Origin of the sequence: Chryseobacterium sp. CH25, from assembly GCF_004119455.1 — a bacterium.
Taxonomy (GTDB): Bacteria; Bacteroidota; Bacteroidia; order Flavobacteriales; family Weeksellaceae; genus Chryseobacterium.
Genome location: NZ_NRQT01000001.1, coordinates 1,128,489 through 1,146,565, shown reverse-complemented (window position 1 = coordinate 1,146,565; position 18,077 = coordinate 1,128,489). Strand labels below are relative to the sequence as shown.

Here is an 18,077-nt window from a genome sequence, read left to right as displayed (position 1 = left end):
AGTGTTTTACTTTTTAGGGTTGAGGCAGTTTTCTGAAATTTTGAGTAAAGCGGAATACATCATTTCAAGTTCATCTTTTGAAACTCCCTTCAGAGCAATTTCGCGGTTGTTTTCAACGATATTCTGAACTTCTCTGATAACCTTTTTTCCGGAATCAGTGACTTCCAGATTTGTCTTTCTGCGGTCATCAGGATGAACATGCCTTATGACATACTCAGATTTTACCATTAAATCAATAATTCTAGTCACAGAAGCATTGTCCTTAAAAACAAGATCACCAATTTCATTCTGGGTAATTCCCGGGTTTTCCAGAATCGCTTTGATAATGAGCCACTGATCTATGGTTATACTGTAACCATGAGCTTTCAATTGGCGTTGTGCATAGTTTCTATAGGCTCTGATGGCTTTATCTATGTTGTAGAATATAATTGAATTTAATTTTTCCATATTTTCAGATTAAAATGATTTATCAATTATTGATATATCAATTAATTTGTAGATGCAATTTTTCTTTTGTTACAATCTTCTGAAATTTTTTTATTAAAGAATTAAAAATTATTGAATTATCTATCTTCTTCTGTTGCTATATAGACGTTTTTTAATGTGTAGGTACAGTTTGGAAAATACTATTCATATTTCAATGTCAGCTTCGGTCAAATCAAGAAATAATAATTCAAATTATGGGGAAAATATCTATGTTTTTTTAACTGATTTTATTTAATATTGTATCATAAAAACACAGATCGAAATGATAATTTATTATGTCAAAAAGGGACAATCCTTTGTTGACCTTTGTAATGAGGTTCAGCTCGAAAATCCTGATTACTTGAGAGACTACCATAATCAAAAATGTTCTTTGTCTGAACGTTTGGAAGATGATCTTACTCCAGGAATGAAACTTTATATTCCATCATCAAAGGAAATCCTTGAGATCAACAAAATAATCAGAGACAATCATCAAAGCTTTTATGATTTCCGACGAAAGGGAGGTTTCCTTTCAATTTCAAACTCTGGGAAGGTAATTATCAAATTACTCAGACTGCCTATTCAGATGAGAAAATTCTTACAAAGTATGAAAGCAAAGTCAAGTTGCATTTTGAAGGAATTAAAAATGAGTACTACCATTTTCTCTTTTCAACGTTAGATTTCAGAAAGAATGATGACATTTCAGATACCAAATTGGATACCCTTGCAAAAATGTGCATAGAGGTAATCAACCCAATCCGATACATTATAGATATTGAAGGAAAAATTGTTGATATATTACTGACAAAGCAAACAGAAGATATTGTTTCTGAATTGGATTCCATAAAGCGCTTTTTTTCAGATCAATATTCCTCTGATTATATTCAAAAAATGAAAGATATTGCCCGAAATCCTAAACTTATTTTTCAAAAGTTTAAACACTCATTGTTGAGCACTTTTATGTTTGGGATCTTTTATAGAACCCAATTAAGAAGTTGGACAAATTCAGATGTTTATTATGATTTCTATCCCTGGATTTTTAATGCTCGACCCATACGGTTTGAATTTCAAAATACACTATTGCCTAAAGAGACTTTAGATGATGAAAGAGTCAGAATTCAGCAAAAAGGGATTTCTTCTGACCATCGAAGTCAAGAAGCTTTGCGTATGGCGAATACAGAATTTAATGACGAAGCTGAAATGACAGAGGGGTCCATAGATTGTGAACATTTTGCTGAATATATTTTTAACAGGGAAAATTGGTCGCTGTATAAGATTGAAGCAAGATTTGAATGCTTCGGACATGAAAATACTGAGAGAGAAGATTTCTTATTAGAGAGAATTTAAGATCACTATTATATTTAAAAACACCAAAACCACAATACGATGTCAGAAAACACTTCCCCTCACGATGGTAAATATTTCGTGATCCAAAAAGGAAAAGCCCAATGCAATCAAGGGAACCAGTTTCCACAGTTTAAAGTAACCTCACACCAGAAACATTATTGGAATCATAAAGAAGGACAGGCGGATTATTTAGCCGTTACAGAAGATGATCTACAATTCACACCACCTGGTCCCAGCTTTGGACAATGCAAGTTAAAACCAAGTTCAGGCGGTTATTTACCGTGTGCTTTTGCTCCTGCAGGAAAATGGCAAAAACCTTATGAGAAGACAAAAGTCATGAACAAAAGTTGTATTACAGAACTGTCTGAATTGATGTGTACAATAGGAGGAAAAATAACCATAAAAGAACATGGGCAAACTGCGGAGGTAACCCAACAAAATGTCAGGAATGCAGATCCAAAACAGCAGCAGAATATTAACCCATTGCTTGACTACAAAGAATTTCAGGATGAACAGGAAGAAGATCTAAACATCTGTAATTAAAAACACACAAATATGGGAAAATTAACAATCATCGGAAACGATAAACCTGTAATCGGAAAACAGGAAATGTATTCTGTTGTTGCAATAAATGGCTGGCTGAATCCTTTACAACCTATTAAAAACCCTTTGGAAGCCCCTAAACCCCATTGGGAAGTGATGGTCCAGACCAAAACAGGCTGGAGAAAAGGCGGAAGTGATAAAGAAGGTCAAGTAGTTCCTTATATTTTCGGACAGAAAAGCTTATTGCACAAAGGAATCAAAATTGTTGTACAGCAAGGTAACGATAAAGGAGAACTTATTGTCCATCCGCAACGGGCTAAAGAACCAAAAATAACCAGGGTAGAGCTTTTGGATGCCAATTATAAACCTATTCCAAAAGGTAAAAAGCTGAGCTACAAAGACACCATTATTGCAAGAGCCTATTGTGTAGAAATGTTCGGGATGAATATTGCTTTTACCCTTTGGGAAGATGATGCCCAGGGAGAAGGACAAAACCCCACAGTAAATGCTTTTAATAAAATAAATCCAGCCCCTGTTCTTAGCAGAGTGAATGAAAAAGGAATGGCAGAAGCTGTTTTCAGATTACCTTTTTACACAATGGCTGTACTGATTGCCAATGCACACACTGCATCAGGCGATAAAAGTGAGGGAGCCACTTACGAATATTATGTAACGGCTGATGCGGTTAGTAAACATATACAAAAAGCAAGTCCTAATGTTAATGTAGTTAACCCTACTCATAATCCAGAACCTCCAAGAAAAAGAGAGGTTCCTAAAGGGCATACTCCAACACCAGCAAAGCCTAAAACAACTCCTGTTCCAGAGAAACCCAAATCTAAACCTGATGGGAATTCAGCAAAGTTCCCAGTCACCACAGGCGGGAAAAAGAATGATGATCTACAAGGAAAGATCCTGAATGCTGAATTTGTTGATAAAGTTGGAAACAGACTTCATTCCTCGAAAGTAGGAACAACCGTATTCATGAAGATTACGGCAAAGGATATGAAAAACAAAAAGGTAAAGGTAAAAATATGGGAGGAAGATAATATCAAATGGACCAATGATCCGATTTTTGAGAAAGATTATGAATTGCTTTATGACACAAATTTCATCTGGATTGTTTTAACAAAAAAAATGTTTATCGAAGGCAATGATGGCGGTAGTGATAGCGCAAAACAGGATTATTTTATAGAAGTAATACACAATGATATTTCTGTAAAATCTGCAGTGATGCTTGTGAGTGCGGATGCTGAGCCTACAAAGGTAGAGAGTGGGGATAATCCAGTAGGGGTTGAAAAAGTGAAATTAAAATTCAGCAAGGTTGTTGGATTAGGAAGAGAAGCTGTTTTATACATAACAAGTGAAATTGCAACAGAAATAACTGTTGATAAAAATGGTAAAATAACCTCTTATCCTGATTATGGAGGATATAATGGAATGAATGAATATAAAGAAGGAAATAAAATATACACTAAAAAATTGGCTAATGGGAAAAGCGCATTTCCATTGTATAAAATGTATATTTATAGAGGAAATAAAACAGGTGAAGCCGTTAAAAAATTAAAACAAGATATAGAGAATAAAACTCATGAGAATGCTGAAGCTACTGTCTTAACTGTTGCAAGGCATGCACAAACTAATAATAAAGATTATGCAAGTTACGGACCTATCCCACCAAACACGACCAACACAATGTATAGAGTTCGATATATGCAAGCATGGAATCACGCAGGAAAAGAGAGTTTTAGGTATAGATTTGTTGATAATACGACATCAAACCTAAAACCTGTGGCTGATTTTAAAAAAGAGGTTTCAAGTGGAGCAATGACATTAGGAAGCAGGAGTTCTATATCCATTGACCCTTGGAAATCTAAAGATTTGATAGGTTGCTTAGGTATAAGAAACTCAAATGGAGAAAATCATTCAAGTTATGCAGGTGAAATTGGAGACTTAAGCGCTTCAAATTATAAGTTTGTTTACCATGCGTTAAACAATTATTTGGAATCAATAATTCCTGAACTAACTGGTGTTTATGGAAGACGAGGTTATTCTAGCAATGGAAAAATAGTTGTCAAAGCCTCGGAATATAAAGAGGAAATTAAAGTTTATGCACTTGTAGACCCTTTACCCGAAATAAATAACTGTAAATGTAATGAATTAAAAAATGATGGTAGGAAAGAATATTATGATTCTTTTGGTAATAAAGTAATTAATTATGTAGCTACACATACATCTGCAAATAAATTCAAAGGATTATATATGATTGCACAAAGAAGGCAAGAAAATGGTTTTAATTTGAAAACACCGCTGAATAATCCAATGAATATAAAAGGTTCTGGTGATGCTGGTAAAAAAAGCATGTCAACACATGAAACATATGATGGTAAGTATCAAGCAAGAGTTGAAAGTTTTGCTAACTTCACATCCGAAGAAGCAGGTTTTAACGGATATATTGAGCTTCTGAAAAAGAATTTCCCAGATGCATATACTGCATTGACAGACAATTCTAAGACTATAGAAAATTTTGTTGTTGGATTGGAAGATACTGGGAAAAAAGGTGCATATGCCACTGGAGAACCTAAGAATGGACTAACAGGACCTCAACAGTACAAAAAAGCAGTCAAAGATAATTTTGTGTCAACATTAAAGGATTATAAGAAAATATTAGAATGTAAGCTCTGTAAAACAAAAAATGAAAAAGAGAAAATAGAAATCCAAAAGGACATTGAACTTTTAAATCAATTAAAATGAAAAAAAGAATAGCATTCCTAATTTTGTTCCAATTATTATCTTGTAAAGGACAAGACAAAGATAATTGCAGTAAAGAAAATGCTTATAATAAAGTGACTCAAATACAAGAGGTTGCTGAAGCTATGCAATTGCATAAAAATAGTAATCAGAAAATAGTTTTTGAGATTGATGAAGGTGTCTATAATAAGAAAAAATATTATGTTATAAAAGAAGAGCAAGAAGGTGAATTTCATAACAGCGTTTGGAATATTTTTTATGTTGATAAGAAGGATTGTTCATTATATTACTATGACACAGTAAGTGGAAATTTATTAACATTAGAAAAATGGAGATTATTAGGAAAAAAAAATAATGACAAAAATAAAATTATGGAAGAAACAAAGTTTACTGATATTTTTAACGAAGGAACAGTAATAAAATTTACTACTAAGGATCTAGATAAAAAAGATGTAGAAATTCAAAATTTTAAACAAAAAATTGAACTATATGAGAATGAAAATCCTTTAATAGAAGATTTTGACAATAAGAATTTATCATATTTGATTAATAATGAAACTTTTTTTGATGTACAATATTATATTGATAATAGTTGGTTACAATATTTTATTACTAAATACAAAGTTGATGTTTCAAAACTAAATGATTTAATGAACCTTTCTATAAATCAAGAAGACTTTAAGGCGGTTAAGTTATTGACTGATAATGGTTATATTGTTTCAAAAAAAGAGTTGAATACTCTAATAACTACAGAGAATAATATAAAAGAGAAGGTACAAGAAAATAAATCAGATGGATATGAGAGTTATATAATTTCAAATTCTAAAATAAACCAAATTTCACAATATTTAAAAGAAAAATATTCTCTAAACAAAATTGTTGACCCAGATGGCTATGCCAATTTAAGAAAAGACAAAAATACTTCCTCAGAGGTTCTACAAAAGGTAAAATCAGGAGAACATATTGAGGTTTTGGATAATACTGGAGATTGGTTTTGGGTAAAAACTAAAGAAGGAAAAGAAGGATTTATCCATAAAAGCAGAATAAAATCAAAATAAAGAATAGTATTTTTTAACAGACTGTTTAATATAAAATCTCCAAAGTCAGGAGACTTTGGAGAACGTGAGTTTCATTTTTTAGATATAAAGTATTTTACACCCAATGATAAAAAATCAAGGATTTTTAAACAATCCATCAATCTGTTTTCGTACTGCATCATTCGGAGAAACTATATAAAACTCACGAAGCAGATCTAAAGAACCTGGCTTTTTAGGATGTTGATTATTGTTAAGAAAGGCTTTCAATGCAGTATTTACTTTGTTTTCACCTATTAAATCACTTAATTTCACCATAGCAACAGCTCCTTTGGAATAAGAAATATGTGGAACATCTCCTGTCGCTCTGTAAATAGGCAAATTCTCAAATAATCCTTTCTCATTATCGTAGATTTGTTGGTGGACCTTGAGTCTTTCCATCATTTTTGCTTTTCCGTGCATCTTTTTGTAGAGCATCATTTCGGTGTACATGGCAAGGGTTTCGGTGAGCATTACAGAACCTTCTCGGTCATCGGGATTAATCTGGCTGTTTCCCCACCAAAGATGGGAGAGTTCATGTCCTGCCAGTTCATTAATTACATCCTGTTTCTGATCTGCATGAATATTAGCATGAAAAATCATGTCTTCAGGCATAAAGATAGTAGAAGGGTAGGCTGTTGCTGCAAAACCTCTGGTGAAAGATGATATTTCAGCAAAATTGATGGTTTTGAATGGATATTTCCCAAAATTTTGCTGACAGTAATCCAAAGTAAGCTGTGCATTTTTCAGAAGATGATCTACATTTTCAACATGATTTTTATGGTAAAAAATATTGAGGACAATACCTTTATAACTGATACTTTTGAATTCATATTCAGCAGAAGAAACAGCAAAACGGAAAGGAATATTTTCTGCTTGAAATTGGCAATAATTACGGTCTGACTGAGTCCATTTTTTTATCAGATCACCTGTTCCTACAGCGGTTTGATCTTTTTCAGTGGAAACGGTCATATCAAGGTTGATAAAATCCTTTTTGAACACTTCCGGAGCTTCGGGCTTCTTTATTTCTCTCAATTTTCCCAATTGGTATTGGATGCGAAGCTTTTCATCCTGAATTTCAAAATCTTTTTGATACCCAATAGTTGGATAATATCTGCTGATTCTCATAAAAGATCCGTTCTCAATAATGGCATTAAAAGACTGATGTCCGTTTACGGCGAACCATTGATAGGATATTTTGAAATCAAGAATAGCCGTATCATTAGGTTTTAAAGCTTTTTTTAATGGAACCTCAGAAGTATTCTCAGTAATAATAATTGTTTCAGAACCAGATTTTAAAACGGCTGTTTTGAGTTTCAGATCAGCATTAAAATTGACAAGAATTTTATCAATAGGCTGGTTCGTCTGGTTTTTAAGGGTATAACGACCAATGATTTCATAGGCATTTTGCGATGGATACAGCTTAATTTCAGTTTTAATAGCCGTTATATCAGGCTGTGGAAGGTTTTCATACTTTCGGAAACCCTTTTCATATTGAACAGAACTTAAAATCTCTTTTTTTTCATCTTTCGGAACATATCCTTTCATGAAATAGTTTCCGGACACAATCCCTGATATGAGAAGAATAACAGTAAAAACAGATTGAATAACAGAAGCTTTTTTAAATTTAATAAAGCTATTCATCAACCATAATAAAGCAATTATTCCGGATCCAAATAAAAGTCTTTGTGCAAAAGCTTTTTCGTAGATTCCATAGCCATTGAAATCACTATAACTTCCTTTAAAATCTGAAAATATGCTTAAAACAGGATAGGAAAGAAGCTTATCGGAAACAGGGCCAGCCAGTACAAAAACAGCAAGAATGGAAATTCCCAGCGCGATAAATTTCTGCGGAATTCTGTCATTGATTAATAGAATAAACCCTGAAAACAAGATCAGTGGAAAGGTGTTGAAAACGAAAACAGCTAGGTAAGCATTCCAATCAATATGAAGATACTGATAAGCAACCTGAAAAATAATACCTTCCCCAATTAAAACTCCTGTAAAGAAGAAGAGCAGAACACTTATTGAAATAAAATGGCCAACTAGCTTATTTTTTGAGAGAAAAGTACTGTTTTCGATCAGTGAGAATCCGGATGATTTTGATCTCCAATACAGGTCGTTCATAAAATAAGCAGCTATCATTAGTCCCAGTAAGTGAAAGTTTTCCGATATGGTGATGGCCATAAGCCCTGAGCTGGCATATTTCTGTGGCAGACGGATTCCTTTTTCAATTTCAGCATACATTTCCATCCCTACAGCAAATACAAGGAGAATTGAGATGGCCGGAACGGTAATGCTTTTGAACAGATAAATCAGATCTATTCTGGCAAAAGATAGTGTGGACTGTATAGCAGAAACTTGTCCGAAATGGGGCTGTACTGTTGAATATTCAGATTTGAAAAACTTTGTCTGAAAATCGTTTTTAAAGGGAAGTTTTTTGGTCTTTTGTTTTGAAATGTTTGAAAAGGAGAATTGTTTTACAGTAAACCATAGAAGAGCAATAGATGCAATGAAGCAGAAGATTCTGTTGAAAAGTAAATAGCTTGTCAGAGGCACCAACTGTATGTTTTTTTGTTCAGCAGTAAGTAATCTCGCATTCATAAAATAAGAAGATAGTCCAAAAGGATCAAGGATGGCTGAAAGCTGCTGGGTTTCTAATGACTGTGGCATAGCTCCAGCCATGAATGGTGAATTGGAAAATAATAAAATAATCATGTAAAATATATACAGCAACAATCCGCCAATCACAACCAATAGCTTTTTTCTGAAAATAAAGGTTGTAGAAAAAAGGAAACTACACACCAACAATGTATTAACCAGTCCGAAAATGAACAAAGGATAGAGGTAGTATATTATATGAAATCCTTTCTGCATCTCACTTCCGGTACGAAGGCTTTGACCTATAATGAAGCCGAGCATTAGGAATGAAAAACTTAAAAAGGTCTGCAAAAAGTAGGTAAGAAACTTTCCTTTCAGGTAGGTTTGTTTTGAAAGGGGAAATGAAAACAGAACAATATCAAATTTGGAATCCTGGTCTTTAAACAATAGTTGTAAGGCATATATTGTCGCGAAGAAAATGATGGAAAGACTCAGCATTCCGGTCATAAACCCGATGGTATAAGGTGAGTTCAGATAGATTCCTTCTCCTACGGAAAGGTTGAACTGATTCCCACAAAAAACACCCAGGAATACAAGAATTAAAGCAATAAGATACATAAGCCAGTGCTTGGTATTGCGTCTGACTTCAAATGAAAATATAGCGTTCATGACTATGGTTTTTGCGTTAAGGTATAAAAGTAAAAGTGTTCCAGTAAAGGGTTTACAGGCTTGAAATCTTCAGGGGCTTCTTCAGAAAAATGGTAATTTGATGATTTCTTTCAATCAGTTGTCTGCTGATGACTTCATAATGAGCGTAATAATTCTCCAGTTCATTGTTATCAATAGAACGGGACCATATTTTGTGTTCCAATTCAGCCATTAACAGTCTTGGTTCTCCTTTTCTAAGGATTTTTCCATGATTCATAATGGCAATTTCTGAGCACAGGTTTCTCACATCTTCCACCAGATGAGTGGAAAGAATAACAATAATATCCTGGCTGATATCATTCAGTAAAATATTGAAACGGTTTCGCTCTTCAGGATCTAAACCAGCTGTAGGTTCATCTACAATAATGATTTTAGGATTTCCCAATAATGCCTGGGCTACTCCAAAACGCTGTTTCATTCCCCCGGAGAAAGTATGCACTTCTTTCTTTTGAAAATCCGATAGATTCACTTTTTCAAGCAGATCCAGAATCTGTTTTTTACGGTTGTTTTTGTCCGTAATTCCTTTCAGTATAGCAATATGTTCCAAAAGATCATACGCCGAAATTTTAGGATAAACCCCGAAATCCTGAGGTAGAAATCCTAAGTTTTGTTTGATAAATTCCGGACTTTTAACAATATCAACATCATTAAAAAAGATGCTTCCCGAACTGGGTTTCTGTAATCCTACAATGGTTTTCATCAGGGAAGATTTTCCGGCTCCATTAGGGCCTAAAAGTCCAAACATTCCGTTATTGATTTCCAGAGAAATGTTATCAATGGCTTGAAAACCATTTTTATACGTAAGATTGAGGTTGTTGATGGATAAGGTATTCATAATATTGAGTTTGGGTAATAGGAGTGTAGGTAATCCGGTTGGGGACTACTGTTGTTTAAAGAGACGGATAGATAATAGACGGATAGATGAGAGACTTAAAGTGTCGGTAATGAAGAGCATGTATAAGACTTTCAGCTTTCAAATACCAAAATATTGAAAGGATAATAACCTTAAACGATGAACTTTAAACCTTGAACTCTACAAATCTTCCTCTTTGTATTCCAGGATATCTCCCGGCTGGCATTCCAGGATTTTACAGATGGCTTCCAGAGTGTCAAAGCGTACACCCTTTGCTTTTCCGGTTTTGAGGATTGATAAATTGACGGGTGTGATTCCCAGTTTTTCTGCCAATTCTTTACTCTGCATTTTTCGTTTGGCTAGCATGACATCTAAGTTGACTATAATTGGCATGTTAAATAATTAGGTCTTGTTCGTTTTGCAAATGTAGCCCTTGCTTAAAGATATTCGCAAGAAACAGACAGAAAATTCCAAGCATAAAGTGAATAAACACCAGGCCCCAGATGATACTTTCTACTTCCACAAAGAAACTCGCGATAATAACCAGTGGAAGTGGGATGAAAATATTAAAAAGGTAAAATCTCTTAAGCTGTGTGATATGATCTTTTGTAAAAAGTTTAGGCTGGAAAAATACTCTGAAAACCTTTGCTGATAGCCAGAAAAAGATCCCATAAGGAATTAAAACCAGCATAAATGAAAAAATGATATAAGGATAATTATCTTCTATATTCAGAAATGGCTGTTGGGTAAATGGATAATTAATATGAAGGTATTTGTCATTACCATAAGGTGTCACTGAAAATCCTGTGGCAAGGCAAAGCAGAGCATACAATGCTGTTATCAAATATCCCGCAGACAAAATAGAGCAGATATAAAATAAAATCCTGGAAATAATTTTGGTCTGATTCATATCACGATCATTAATTAGTATTGCAAATGTATAATTAATTATCGTAAAACAATAATTTATTTAAATAAAATTTTATTTTTAAATATAATGAGTCAGTCAAAGGAATGGTCGTAATCCTTATCTTTACTATAAAATATAATCATCATGGCTTATAATACAGAACTGGCAGACAGGGTTCGTGAATGGCTGGCCAACGTAAAGGATATTACAATTGAAGAAAAGAAAATGTTCGGTGGACTGGCATTTCTGGTGAATGATAAAATGTGCATCAATATCAGTCACGACAATCTGATGTGCCACTACAATCCCGAAAGGGAAGAAGAAGTCGCAGAGAAAACAGGCTTTCTTCCCATGATTATGAGAGGAAAGCAATTAAAAGAATATTGCTATGTAGAACCCATCGGTTTTCAGAAGCCTGAAGATTTTGAATACTGGATGAAGATTTGTCTTGATTATAATAAAATTGCAAAAGCTTCGAAGAAGAAGTAAGTTTGAGGGTTTGAGTGTATGAGAGTGGGCGACCATTGTTGTAGCTTCCCACTAATCATTACTCATTATTTATTACTCATTACTCATGATTTCCTGTATAATTGTTCCCTTATCTGAATCAGAATCTTGGTTGTTTTCTCCACATCAGGTGATTCAGGAAGTAGAGAAACGGAATGATGATGCTCAATAGATTTAATAAGGTTGTCGGCTTTTTCCATCACAGCTTCATAAGACCAGTTTCCGACTTTAATATCCAGTAATTCTTCCCGGTTTTCTACACGAATCTGAATAGAATGGTTCCTGAAGATCTGCTCACACGATTGCAGCAAGCGGATGGTATGCATCATATTCTTGCTATCATAGTTCTGTCCATGCGTTTGGTTGACATTGTAACGGTCTTCATTACGTTCCTCAACCCATTTCCAGTATTCCCTGTAATCTTTACAGTAAGTAGAGTAGACATCGAGGTTACAGAACAGGTAAGCATCCGGTTTTTCATCTTTTGGAACAGAAGATACCGAAACCTGATTTGCTTCTTCATGCTGGATAACACCTTTATAATTCAAGGTTTGTGAAGCATCATAGAATAACGCGAACATTCCTTTAGTATGATCAATAGCCGTCAACCCACATTTTTCCTGAATTTTTCCATGCTCCGAAAGCCATTTTTTCAAAGGAACAGAACTCTGACCGTCCAAAATAAAGCAAAAATCAAGAACAGATTTTCTTTCTTTATCAATAGGGTTTAAAATCTTTTTATTAAGACCTTTAGCCTTTTTAATCTGAGAAACAGCATATCCGGCAAAGGTATCTTTGCATAGTTTGGAGAGAAAATCTCTTGGTTTCAGAAGGTCCATTAGCGGATGTTTGTACAGAATGCAATCCTCAGGACTGGCCAAAACCTCCAAAATATTAGGATTGTTCTTTTGCAACAGTTCTACAAACCTCCCGATTTCATAATAAGTAATATCATTCGTCTCATTGGAGATCTGTGGAATGTAGTTCAGTCCAAAGAAGTCTTCCTTCGGCAGGTAATACACTCCACGGATATCTGTATCCGAGGTTTCTGTTGCCAGCCCGAAAGCCCGGCTTCCGGAGATGGCTTCGAAGAGGATGAGGTTTTTATTTTTGAGGTCTTGGATGGTCATAACCTATCTAAATCTATAATTTCTTCAAACCAATTTTTTGCAGTCTCAATAACTTGGGATGAAGGATTTTGAAAAAACACTGCTAAGTTTTCTTTTGAACGCGTACAACAAACATAAAATAATTTTTGAGTTCTTTCTAAAACACTTGCCTTATCTGTTCTATTTGTAAATAAATAATTGAAATTATATTTTGTCCAGTTTCCATTATCTAAAATTACCAAGACATTGTCAAATTCAGTTCCCTTAGTTTTGTGTTGGGTAGAAAAGGGAGTTAAGCCTTCTAAATAATTATATAATTTTATAAATTCTTGATATGAAACTTTTTTTACTCTGTCGTAGATATATTCTGAGGAATTGATGAAATTATCAATTTTATCATCTTTTTTAACAATTTCTAATTCATTTGCTTTATCTATTACCTCACCTATTGTTGTATTTTGATTTGTTAATAAGTGTTCAATATTATTTTTAAGTTCTCGTTTCTCATTAATGTTTTTGATAGTAATTCCATTTCTCTTCATGACTCTAAAAAACTCAGGAAAATTTTTATCCGAATAAAATCTTAATACATTTTGAATTTTGAACAAATGTTTGATAAAATTATCTCTTTTGGATCCTTTTTGGGGATCTTGCTCATCTAGTTCTCTTTTGTCATCAATAAGATTCTCTTTATCAATATAAATTTTTCTTATTTCATTGAAAGATTTATTCTTAACTTTTTCATAGAGTAATCTATGAGCTTCACTTGAGAGAATTTTGTTTTTCTTTAAAACATTAGTTGTAAAATTCAATTCGTTAACAAATTCGTCTATTGTATTGTATTTGCTCAGATTTTTTTTGGGAATTTTTTTTTGTTTTAAAGTTTTTTCTTTTAATTCAATCAATAATTCATTTTCAAATTCTAAATCAGAAAATTTTTCTATTGGTAAAGTTTTTATTTTGTCAAATTCTCTTAATGTTAATGCATTTGATTTTATTTCATCTAATAAATATAACCTCGTTTCCAATCTTAACTCATCAACTACTTCATCAAATGTCTTCTCTTCATCAATATGTAAATTATCAATTTTAATTTTCTCAACTAAATCTTTTTTAAGATTAATGACTGGATCTTCATCATAAATCTCCATTAAAGTTGAAAATCCAGCCTGCGCAGAAATCAAATTATGAGTTAGATCTAATTCTTTTGTTGTTCTAGAATTAGTAAAGTCCCAACCTTGATTAATGTTTTCCAAATAGTTTTTTATTTTTTCAATATCTTTTTGTACAGAGTACATAAACAATACATTGCCATCTTTTACATTACCATTAGGTAAGATATTCGGAGCTTTTAAGTCAGAAGAAGGTTCTTGTATAACATTATCCGTGCGAAGTTTGTTTGCAAGCTCGTAAATCTTTTTTGGGTTTCTTCTGTTTTGATTTTTAACAACCTCTTTTACGCTATCTTCTTCTAAATAGGAATTTATTTTACCAATTCCATCATCATAGATAGATTGCATTGTATCTCCAAACAAACCTATGATACATTCTTTTTTAGATACTTGTAAGTGATTTAAAAATATTCTAATAACCTTTTCATTCGTATCTTGATATTCATCAATGAATATGAATTTGAACTTATCTTTTAAAATATCACATAATTTAGGATATTTTGAAAACATATGTTCAGAAATAATTAGCACTTCATCGTGAGAAATAATTCCTTCTTTAAATCTTACATATTCTTTATATTGAATTTCAATGTTTTCAGATAAAATTACCTCAGGATTATCTATGATAATATTGGTAACAATATCTTCCTTTGCTAATTGTATTAAAGTTGACTTTAATTCTGATTGAAAATTTTTAATGCAGTCCCAGAGAAAATCGTGAATTGTTGATACTTTTAGATTTTTATGATTCACACGATCTTCAATTTCTTTTACCGCTGCATTTGTATAAGTCATACATGCAATTTTAATAGTAGGGCTTTCTTTAATGATTTGTCTGATTACAGAAACCAAAGAATATGTTTTACCACTTCCTGCTCCACCACTTAGTAAGAAATTATGTCCATTATCAATATGTTCGAAAATTGATAATACTTCTGGTTGATCTTGTATGTCTAGTCTTTCCTTAACCATAATAATCCTTCTTTAATGTAGGCGGGGATTTGCCAGTTAGAATATGTCTCATTGTTACATCTTAATACATCGATTGCAAAAGATCCTTTACTATCTACGCATTTCTCTGCTAAAAAATAAGCATCTTTTGAATCATCATAAAAATATTTAAGATTTTTAAGACCATTGAATTTACTTCTGTTATCTTTTATGAAATTTTTGTTTTGTGCTAAATGAAAAAAACTGTCTTCAAAACTTCTTGCACAATATCCTTCTTCTTCTGTTTGAATAATAATTTGTAAATACCCATCAGCTTGTTCTTGCCATATTTGTTCTTTTGAAAATCTCTTTTCTTTGAAACTTTTTTGTAAAAGATTCTGAAAAGAAGTTGAGTCTGGTGGATAAAAGAAAAGCAAAGTAGGATTACTTGTTTTTTCTGCTTCAGAAACTCTACAACTAAAATCAGATTTCCTTTCTTTATCTTTTCTTGTCTTTTTGATACTTCCATCGCTATTCCGTACAAAATCTTTTTTTACAGAATCTAAATCTGTAATTATTAAAGATTTTAATCCGACGAAGCTTATTAATTTTTCAAAGATATTTGCATAATTACCAACCTCTATAACAGATATATTTTGTGATAATAGCGGAAGCTCATTTATATCTAATTCAACTTCTAAATCTAATTTTTTCATCATCGCAGGTAATAGGATTCTTTCAGTATCACCTTCAATAAAAATAGCTTTATCAGCAAAAAATAATTCAGCTCTATTAAGTGTTAAGTATTGTTTTAAAAAACGATAGTTTTTTTCTTCGCCTACATCGACATATTCTTTTTCTAAATCTTTTAGATTTTTTGCCTTTATATCATTTTGTGACTCTTTTTTTAAATACTTTATGGAATTAAACTCTTGACAATTGGCAACTATATGAGATGAATGTGTACTTATAATATACTGAATTTGTTGACTTTTTATAGTTTTACCATTTACGTCTTTTTGAAGAGTGATTCCGTCTTTTAAAAGTTCAGTAATGTTTTTAATAAAAACATATTGCATTTGTGGATGAGTATGAGCTTCAGGTTCTTCAATGAAAAGTAAATTAATGTCAGCTGGATTTTCATCTTTTCCTCTTTTGAATTCACTCACTAAAATTTCAATCTCAAAAATCATACTTATAAGATTCATATAACCTAAACCGTTATAATGTTCAGGGAATTCAGAATCATTACTGTGTTTATATATAACTGTTGTATTTCCTTTTAATAATTCTTTTCGTTGTAAAGTGGAGATTACTTTTATAATAGATTCATCTTTTCTTATTCCTCCGAATAAACTTACTTTTTTTGTAATATCACTAAATAAGGCTTCATACACATTCCCTAAAATTTCATCAGTATCTTCAATTACTGACTTAAATTCGTCAATTTTCTTTTCATCTTCATCGTTTTTCTCACTTCTTTCATATATGTCAGATGTTTGTGTAGATAATGTTTTTTCATTTTCTTTATTTGTAACACTTCTTTTTGCACTAATGTATTTGAAATTAATAATATTACTTAAGTTACTTTTGATTTTAGATTGTTCCAAATCATTAAAATTACTTTCATCAATTATTGAATGTTCATAATTATAATTAATACTTTTCCATCTGTATTTAAAGAATTTTTCTGCATTTAGTTTAAAAAAATAATCAAATGTTTTTGGAATATATTTTTTTCTTTCTTCTTCAGGTTTATCCTTTTCTTTCTCTTCATATTCTTTTACTTTTTGATTTTCAGCAAGTATAAAAGATTTATACTCTTTTCGAAACTCTTTATATTCATCATAATTTAAATAATACTCATAGCCTAGAATAATTTTATTGTGATTAGGATCTAAATCCATCATCAAATCTGAAATATTACAGGTGTTTTCTCCTTCATCATAAGAAATCACAAGTCTTAATTTAATACCATGAATTGCTTTGTTGAAATCTTCTTCGTCAAGTTCATTAGTACTAAAAATTAATTCTTCAATTTCTTTTTTATAATCAAGGTTGAAATCTTCAGCAACTATTTTTTTCTTATCAGAATTGTTGATGAATTTATCTAGGCAAGTTAAAAGTGAGGTTTTTCCAGTGTTGTTCTTTCCTAAAACTAAGGAAAGAGACTTTTCCAAATCTATTTTAAAATCTTTGAGCAGCCTAAAATTATTTATATATATAGACTCTATTTTCATAGCTTTTTAGTTTTTTCTAATATATTAATTTTCCTTTAATTGAGCAGTCTTTCTCAATCAACAAATATATTCCCAACCCATAAAAAAAGACTACGGGTTCCCGTAATCCTTAGCATTTTTGCAATATCTCCTTAAAAACTCTCTCCATATCCTTTTTATCTACATTTCCACCTCTCAACCCCTTCGATTTTTCCTCATTATAAGCTATGGTTTTCTCCAGAAAATCAAACAATTTCCAATCATTCGGGTGATAATAAGCTTCTCCCTTTGTTGCTTTTAAGTCTATAAGGTCTTCTATTTTTGTTCTGGTTTCATGGTCCACTAAAACAAGTAGCTCACTAAATAATACTGGCGGAACTGTTCCTTTTTCTATGATCCATTTTCCGGTTAAGGCAGTTCTCAAACAATAAAAATAGCTTTTTAGTTTTACTTCATCAGTTCTGCAGGCCTCCAGATATTTTTTGCTCATGCTTAAATAATGATAGGAAACAGCTACGGGTGAAAAGCAAGCATCAGCTAACGGTCTGAAAAGCTCTACAAACTTGGTGTTTTCCATATAGACGATAGGAGAGTAAAACCAGCTCAATAATGCAGCATTCGATTTCAGTAGAAGATGAAAGGTCTTTCGGAGATCCCATCCGGAACCGTCCAGATCATCTTCGGTCATAAATTCTATCGTTTCATCCTTATCCCAAGGCGAAAGATACCAGTCTTTTTCGTGACGGTATATAAAACGTATGTCATAATCGCTGTCCGGTGAGGCAAAACCCCAGGCTCTACTTCCGGATTCAACGGCAAGAAGTACCTCTACACCTCGTGCAGCTTCTACTTCTTTTATCTTTTCTATTATTTTTGGTGTCATTGTTTTCAA

At 32.4% G+C, this 18,077-nt stretch carries 13 protein-coding genes and 1 pseudogene; 5 read left to right on the top strand and 9 right to left on the bottom strand.

The annotated features are described in order from the left end of the window. Window positions 1–6 precede the first annotated feature (6 nt). Complete coding sequence (locus BOQ64_RS05035) at window positions 7–447, bottom strand: MarR family winged helix-turn-helix transcriptional regulator (RefSeq protein WP_129058157.1); 441 nt, start codon at window positions 445–447, stop codon at window positions 7–9. Between the two features lie 642 nt (window positions 448–1,089). Here BOQ64_RS05035 and BOQ64_RS05030 point away from each other — a divergent pair. The 4 genes from BOQ64_RS05030 to BOQ64_RS05015 are packed head-to-tail and all read left to right on the top strand — an operon-like array spanning window position 1,090 to window position 6,161. Next, complete coding sequence (locus tag BOQ64_RS05030; protein WP_129059650.1) at window positions 1,090–1,812, top strand: hypothetical protein; 723 nt, start codon at window positions 1,090–1,092, stop codon at window positions 1,810–1,812. A gap of 39 nt (window positions 1,813–1,851) precedes the next feature. Further along, window positions 1,852–2,355 (top strand): DUF4280 domain-containing protein, encoded by a 504-nt coding sequence (locus tag BOQ64_RS05025; protein ID WP_129058159.1) that lies wholly within the window; start codon window positions 1,852–1,854, stop codon window positions 2,353–2,355. Window positions 2,356–2,367: 12 nt separating this feature from the next. Beyond that, entirely contained in the window at window positions 2,368–5,106 is a 2,739-nt protein-coding gene (locus BOQ64_RS05020) for a hypothetical protein (protein ID WP_129058160.1), read from the top strand. Then, on the top strand, window positions 5,103–6,161 hold the full coding sequence (locus BOQ64_RS05015) for an SH3 domain-containing protein (RefSeq protein ID WP_129058161.1): 1,059 nt from the start codon (window positions 5,103–5,105) through the stop codon (window positions 6,159–6,161). The genes BOQ64_RS05020 and BOQ64_RS05015 overlap by 4 nt, the downstream gene beginning before the upstream one ends. Before the next feature lie 114 nt (window positions 6,162–6,275). Here BOQ64_RS05015 and BOQ64_RS05010 read toward each other — a convergent pair whose 3' ends face one another. From BOQ64_RS05010 to BOQ64_RS04995, 4 genes and pseudogenes are all read right to left on the bottom strand, one after another. Next, the gene (locus BOQ64_RS05010) at window positions 6,276–9,446 is read right to left on the bottom strand and encodes an ABC transporter permease/M1 family aminopeptidase (RefSeq protein ID WP_129058162.1); all 3,171 of its coding nucleotides are present in this window, start codon (window positions 9,444–9,446) and stop codon (window positions 6,276–6,278) included. A 2-nt stretch (window positions 9,447–9,448) separates the two neighbouring features. Then, a pseudogene (locus BOQ64_RS05005) lies at window positions 9,449–10,320 on the bottom strand (ABC transporter ATP-binding protein). Between the two features lie 198 nt (window positions 10,321–10,518). Continuing rightward, entirely contained in the window at window positions 10,519–10,731 is a 213-nt protein-coding gene (locus tag BOQ64_RS05000; protein WP_129058163.1) for a helix-turn-helix domain-containing protein, read from the bottom strand. A gap of 1 nt (window position 10,732) precedes the next feature. After that, window positions 10,733–11,248 (bottom strand): DUF2975 domain-containing protein, encoded by a 516-nt coding sequence (locus tag BOQ64_RS04995; protein WP_129058164.1) that lies wholly within the window; start codon window positions 11,246–11,248, stop codon window positions 10,733–10,735. Between the two features lie 144 nt (window positions 11,249–11,392). Between BOQ64_RS04995 and BOQ64_RS04990 the strand changes: the two genes are divergently transcribed. Continuing rightward, the gene (locus tag BOQ64_RS04990) at window positions 11,393–11,737 is read left to right on the top strand and encodes a TfoX/Sxy family protein (RefSeq protein WP_129058165.1); all 345 of its coding nucleotides are present in this window, start codon (window positions 11,393–11,395) and stop codon (window positions 11,735–11,737) included. A gap of 83 nt (window positions 11,738–11,820) precedes the next feature. Here the strand turns inward: BOQ64_RS04990 and BOQ64_RS04985 are convergent, their stop codons facing one another. The 4 genes from BOQ64_RS04985 to BOQ64_RS04970 form a co-directional block, all read right to left on the bottom strand. After that, the gene (locus tag BOQ64_RS04985) at window positions 11,821–12,885 is read right to left on the bottom strand and encodes a DNA polymerase beta superfamily protein (RefSeq protein WP_129058166.1); all 1,065 of its coding nucleotides are present in this window, start codon (window positions 12,883–12,885) and stop codon (window positions 11,821–11,823) included. Continuing rightward, entirely contained in the window at window positions 12,882–15,008 is a 2,127-nt protein-coding gene (locus tag BOQ64_RS04980; RefSeq protein WP_129058167.1) for a UvrD-helicase domain-containing protein, read from the bottom strand. Before BOQ64_RS04980 ends, BOQ64_RS04985 begins: the two co-directional genes overlap by 4 nt. Beyond that, entirely contained in the window at window positions 14,990–17,206 is a 2,217-nt protein-coding gene (locus BOQ64_RS04975; RefSeq protein ID WP_129059649.1) for an ATP-dependent nuclease, read from the bottom strand. The genes BOQ64_RS04980 and BOQ64_RS04975 overlap by 19 nt, the downstream gene beginning before the upstream one ends. Before the next feature lie 109 nt (window positions 17,207–17,315). Continuing rightward, a complete protein-coding gene (locus BOQ64_RS04970) occupies window positions 17,316–18,068 on the bottom strand; it encodes a DNA polymerase beta superfamily protein (RefSeq protein ID WP_129058168.1) in 753 nt (250 codons plus the stop codon). Between the last annotated feature and the right edge of the window lie 9 nt (window positions 18,069–18,077).

What these genes read in the sequence shown, in the direction of transcription:
- BOQ64_RS05010 (WP_129058162.1), bottom strand. Translation starts at nt 9,446, where the DNA reads ATGAACGCTATATTTTCATTTGAAGTCAGACGCAATACCAAGCACTGG.
- BOQ64_RS04985 (WP_129058166.1), bottom strand. Translation starts at nt 12,885, where the DNA reads ATGACCATCCAAGACCTCAAAAATAAAAACCTCATCCTCTTCGAAGCC.
- BOQ64_RS04980 (WP_129058167.1), bottom strand. Translation starts at nt 15,008, where the DNA reads ATGGTTAAGGAAAGACTAGACATACAAGATCAACCAGAAGTATTATCA.
- BOQ64_RS04990 (WP_129058165.1), top strand. Translation starts at nt 11,393, where the DNA reads ATGGCTTATAATACAGAACTGGCAGACAGGGTTCGTGAATGGCTGGCC.
- BOQ64_RS05000 (WP_129058163.1), bottom strand. Translation starts at nt 10,731, where the DNA reads ATGCCAATTATAGTCAACTTAGATGTCATGCTAGCCAAACGAAAAATG.
- BOQ64_RS05025 (WP_129058159.1), top strand. Translation starts at nt 1,852, where the DNA reads ATGTCAGAAAACACTTCCCCTCACGATGGTAAATATTTCGTGATCCAA.
- BOQ64_RS05020 (WP_129058160.1), top strand. Translation starts at nt 2,368, where the DNA reads ATGGGAAAATTAACAATCATCGGAAACGATAAACCTGTAATCGGAAAA.
- BOQ64_RS04995 (WP_129058164.1), bottom strand. Translation starts at nt 11,248, where the DNA reads ATGAATCAGACCAAAATTATTTCCAGGATTTTATTTTATATCTGCTCT.
- BOQ64_RS04970 (WP_129058168.1), bottom strand. Translation starts at nt 18,068, where the DNA reads ATGACACCAAAAATAATAGAAAAGATAAAAGAAGTAGAAGCTGCACGA.
- BOQ64_RS05015 (WP_129058161.1), top strand. Translation starts at nt 5,103, where the DNA reads ATGAAAAAAAGAATAGCATTCCTAATTTTGTTCCAATTATTATCTTGT.
- BOQ64_RS04975 (WP_129059649.1), bottom strand. Translation starts at nt 17,206, where the DNA reads ATGAAAATAGAGTCTATATATATAAATAATTTTAGGCTGCTCAAAGAT.
- BOQ64_RS05035 (WP_129058157.1), bottom strand. Translation starts at nt 447, where the DNA reads ATGGAAAAATTAAATTCAATTATATTCTACAACATAGATAAAGCCATC.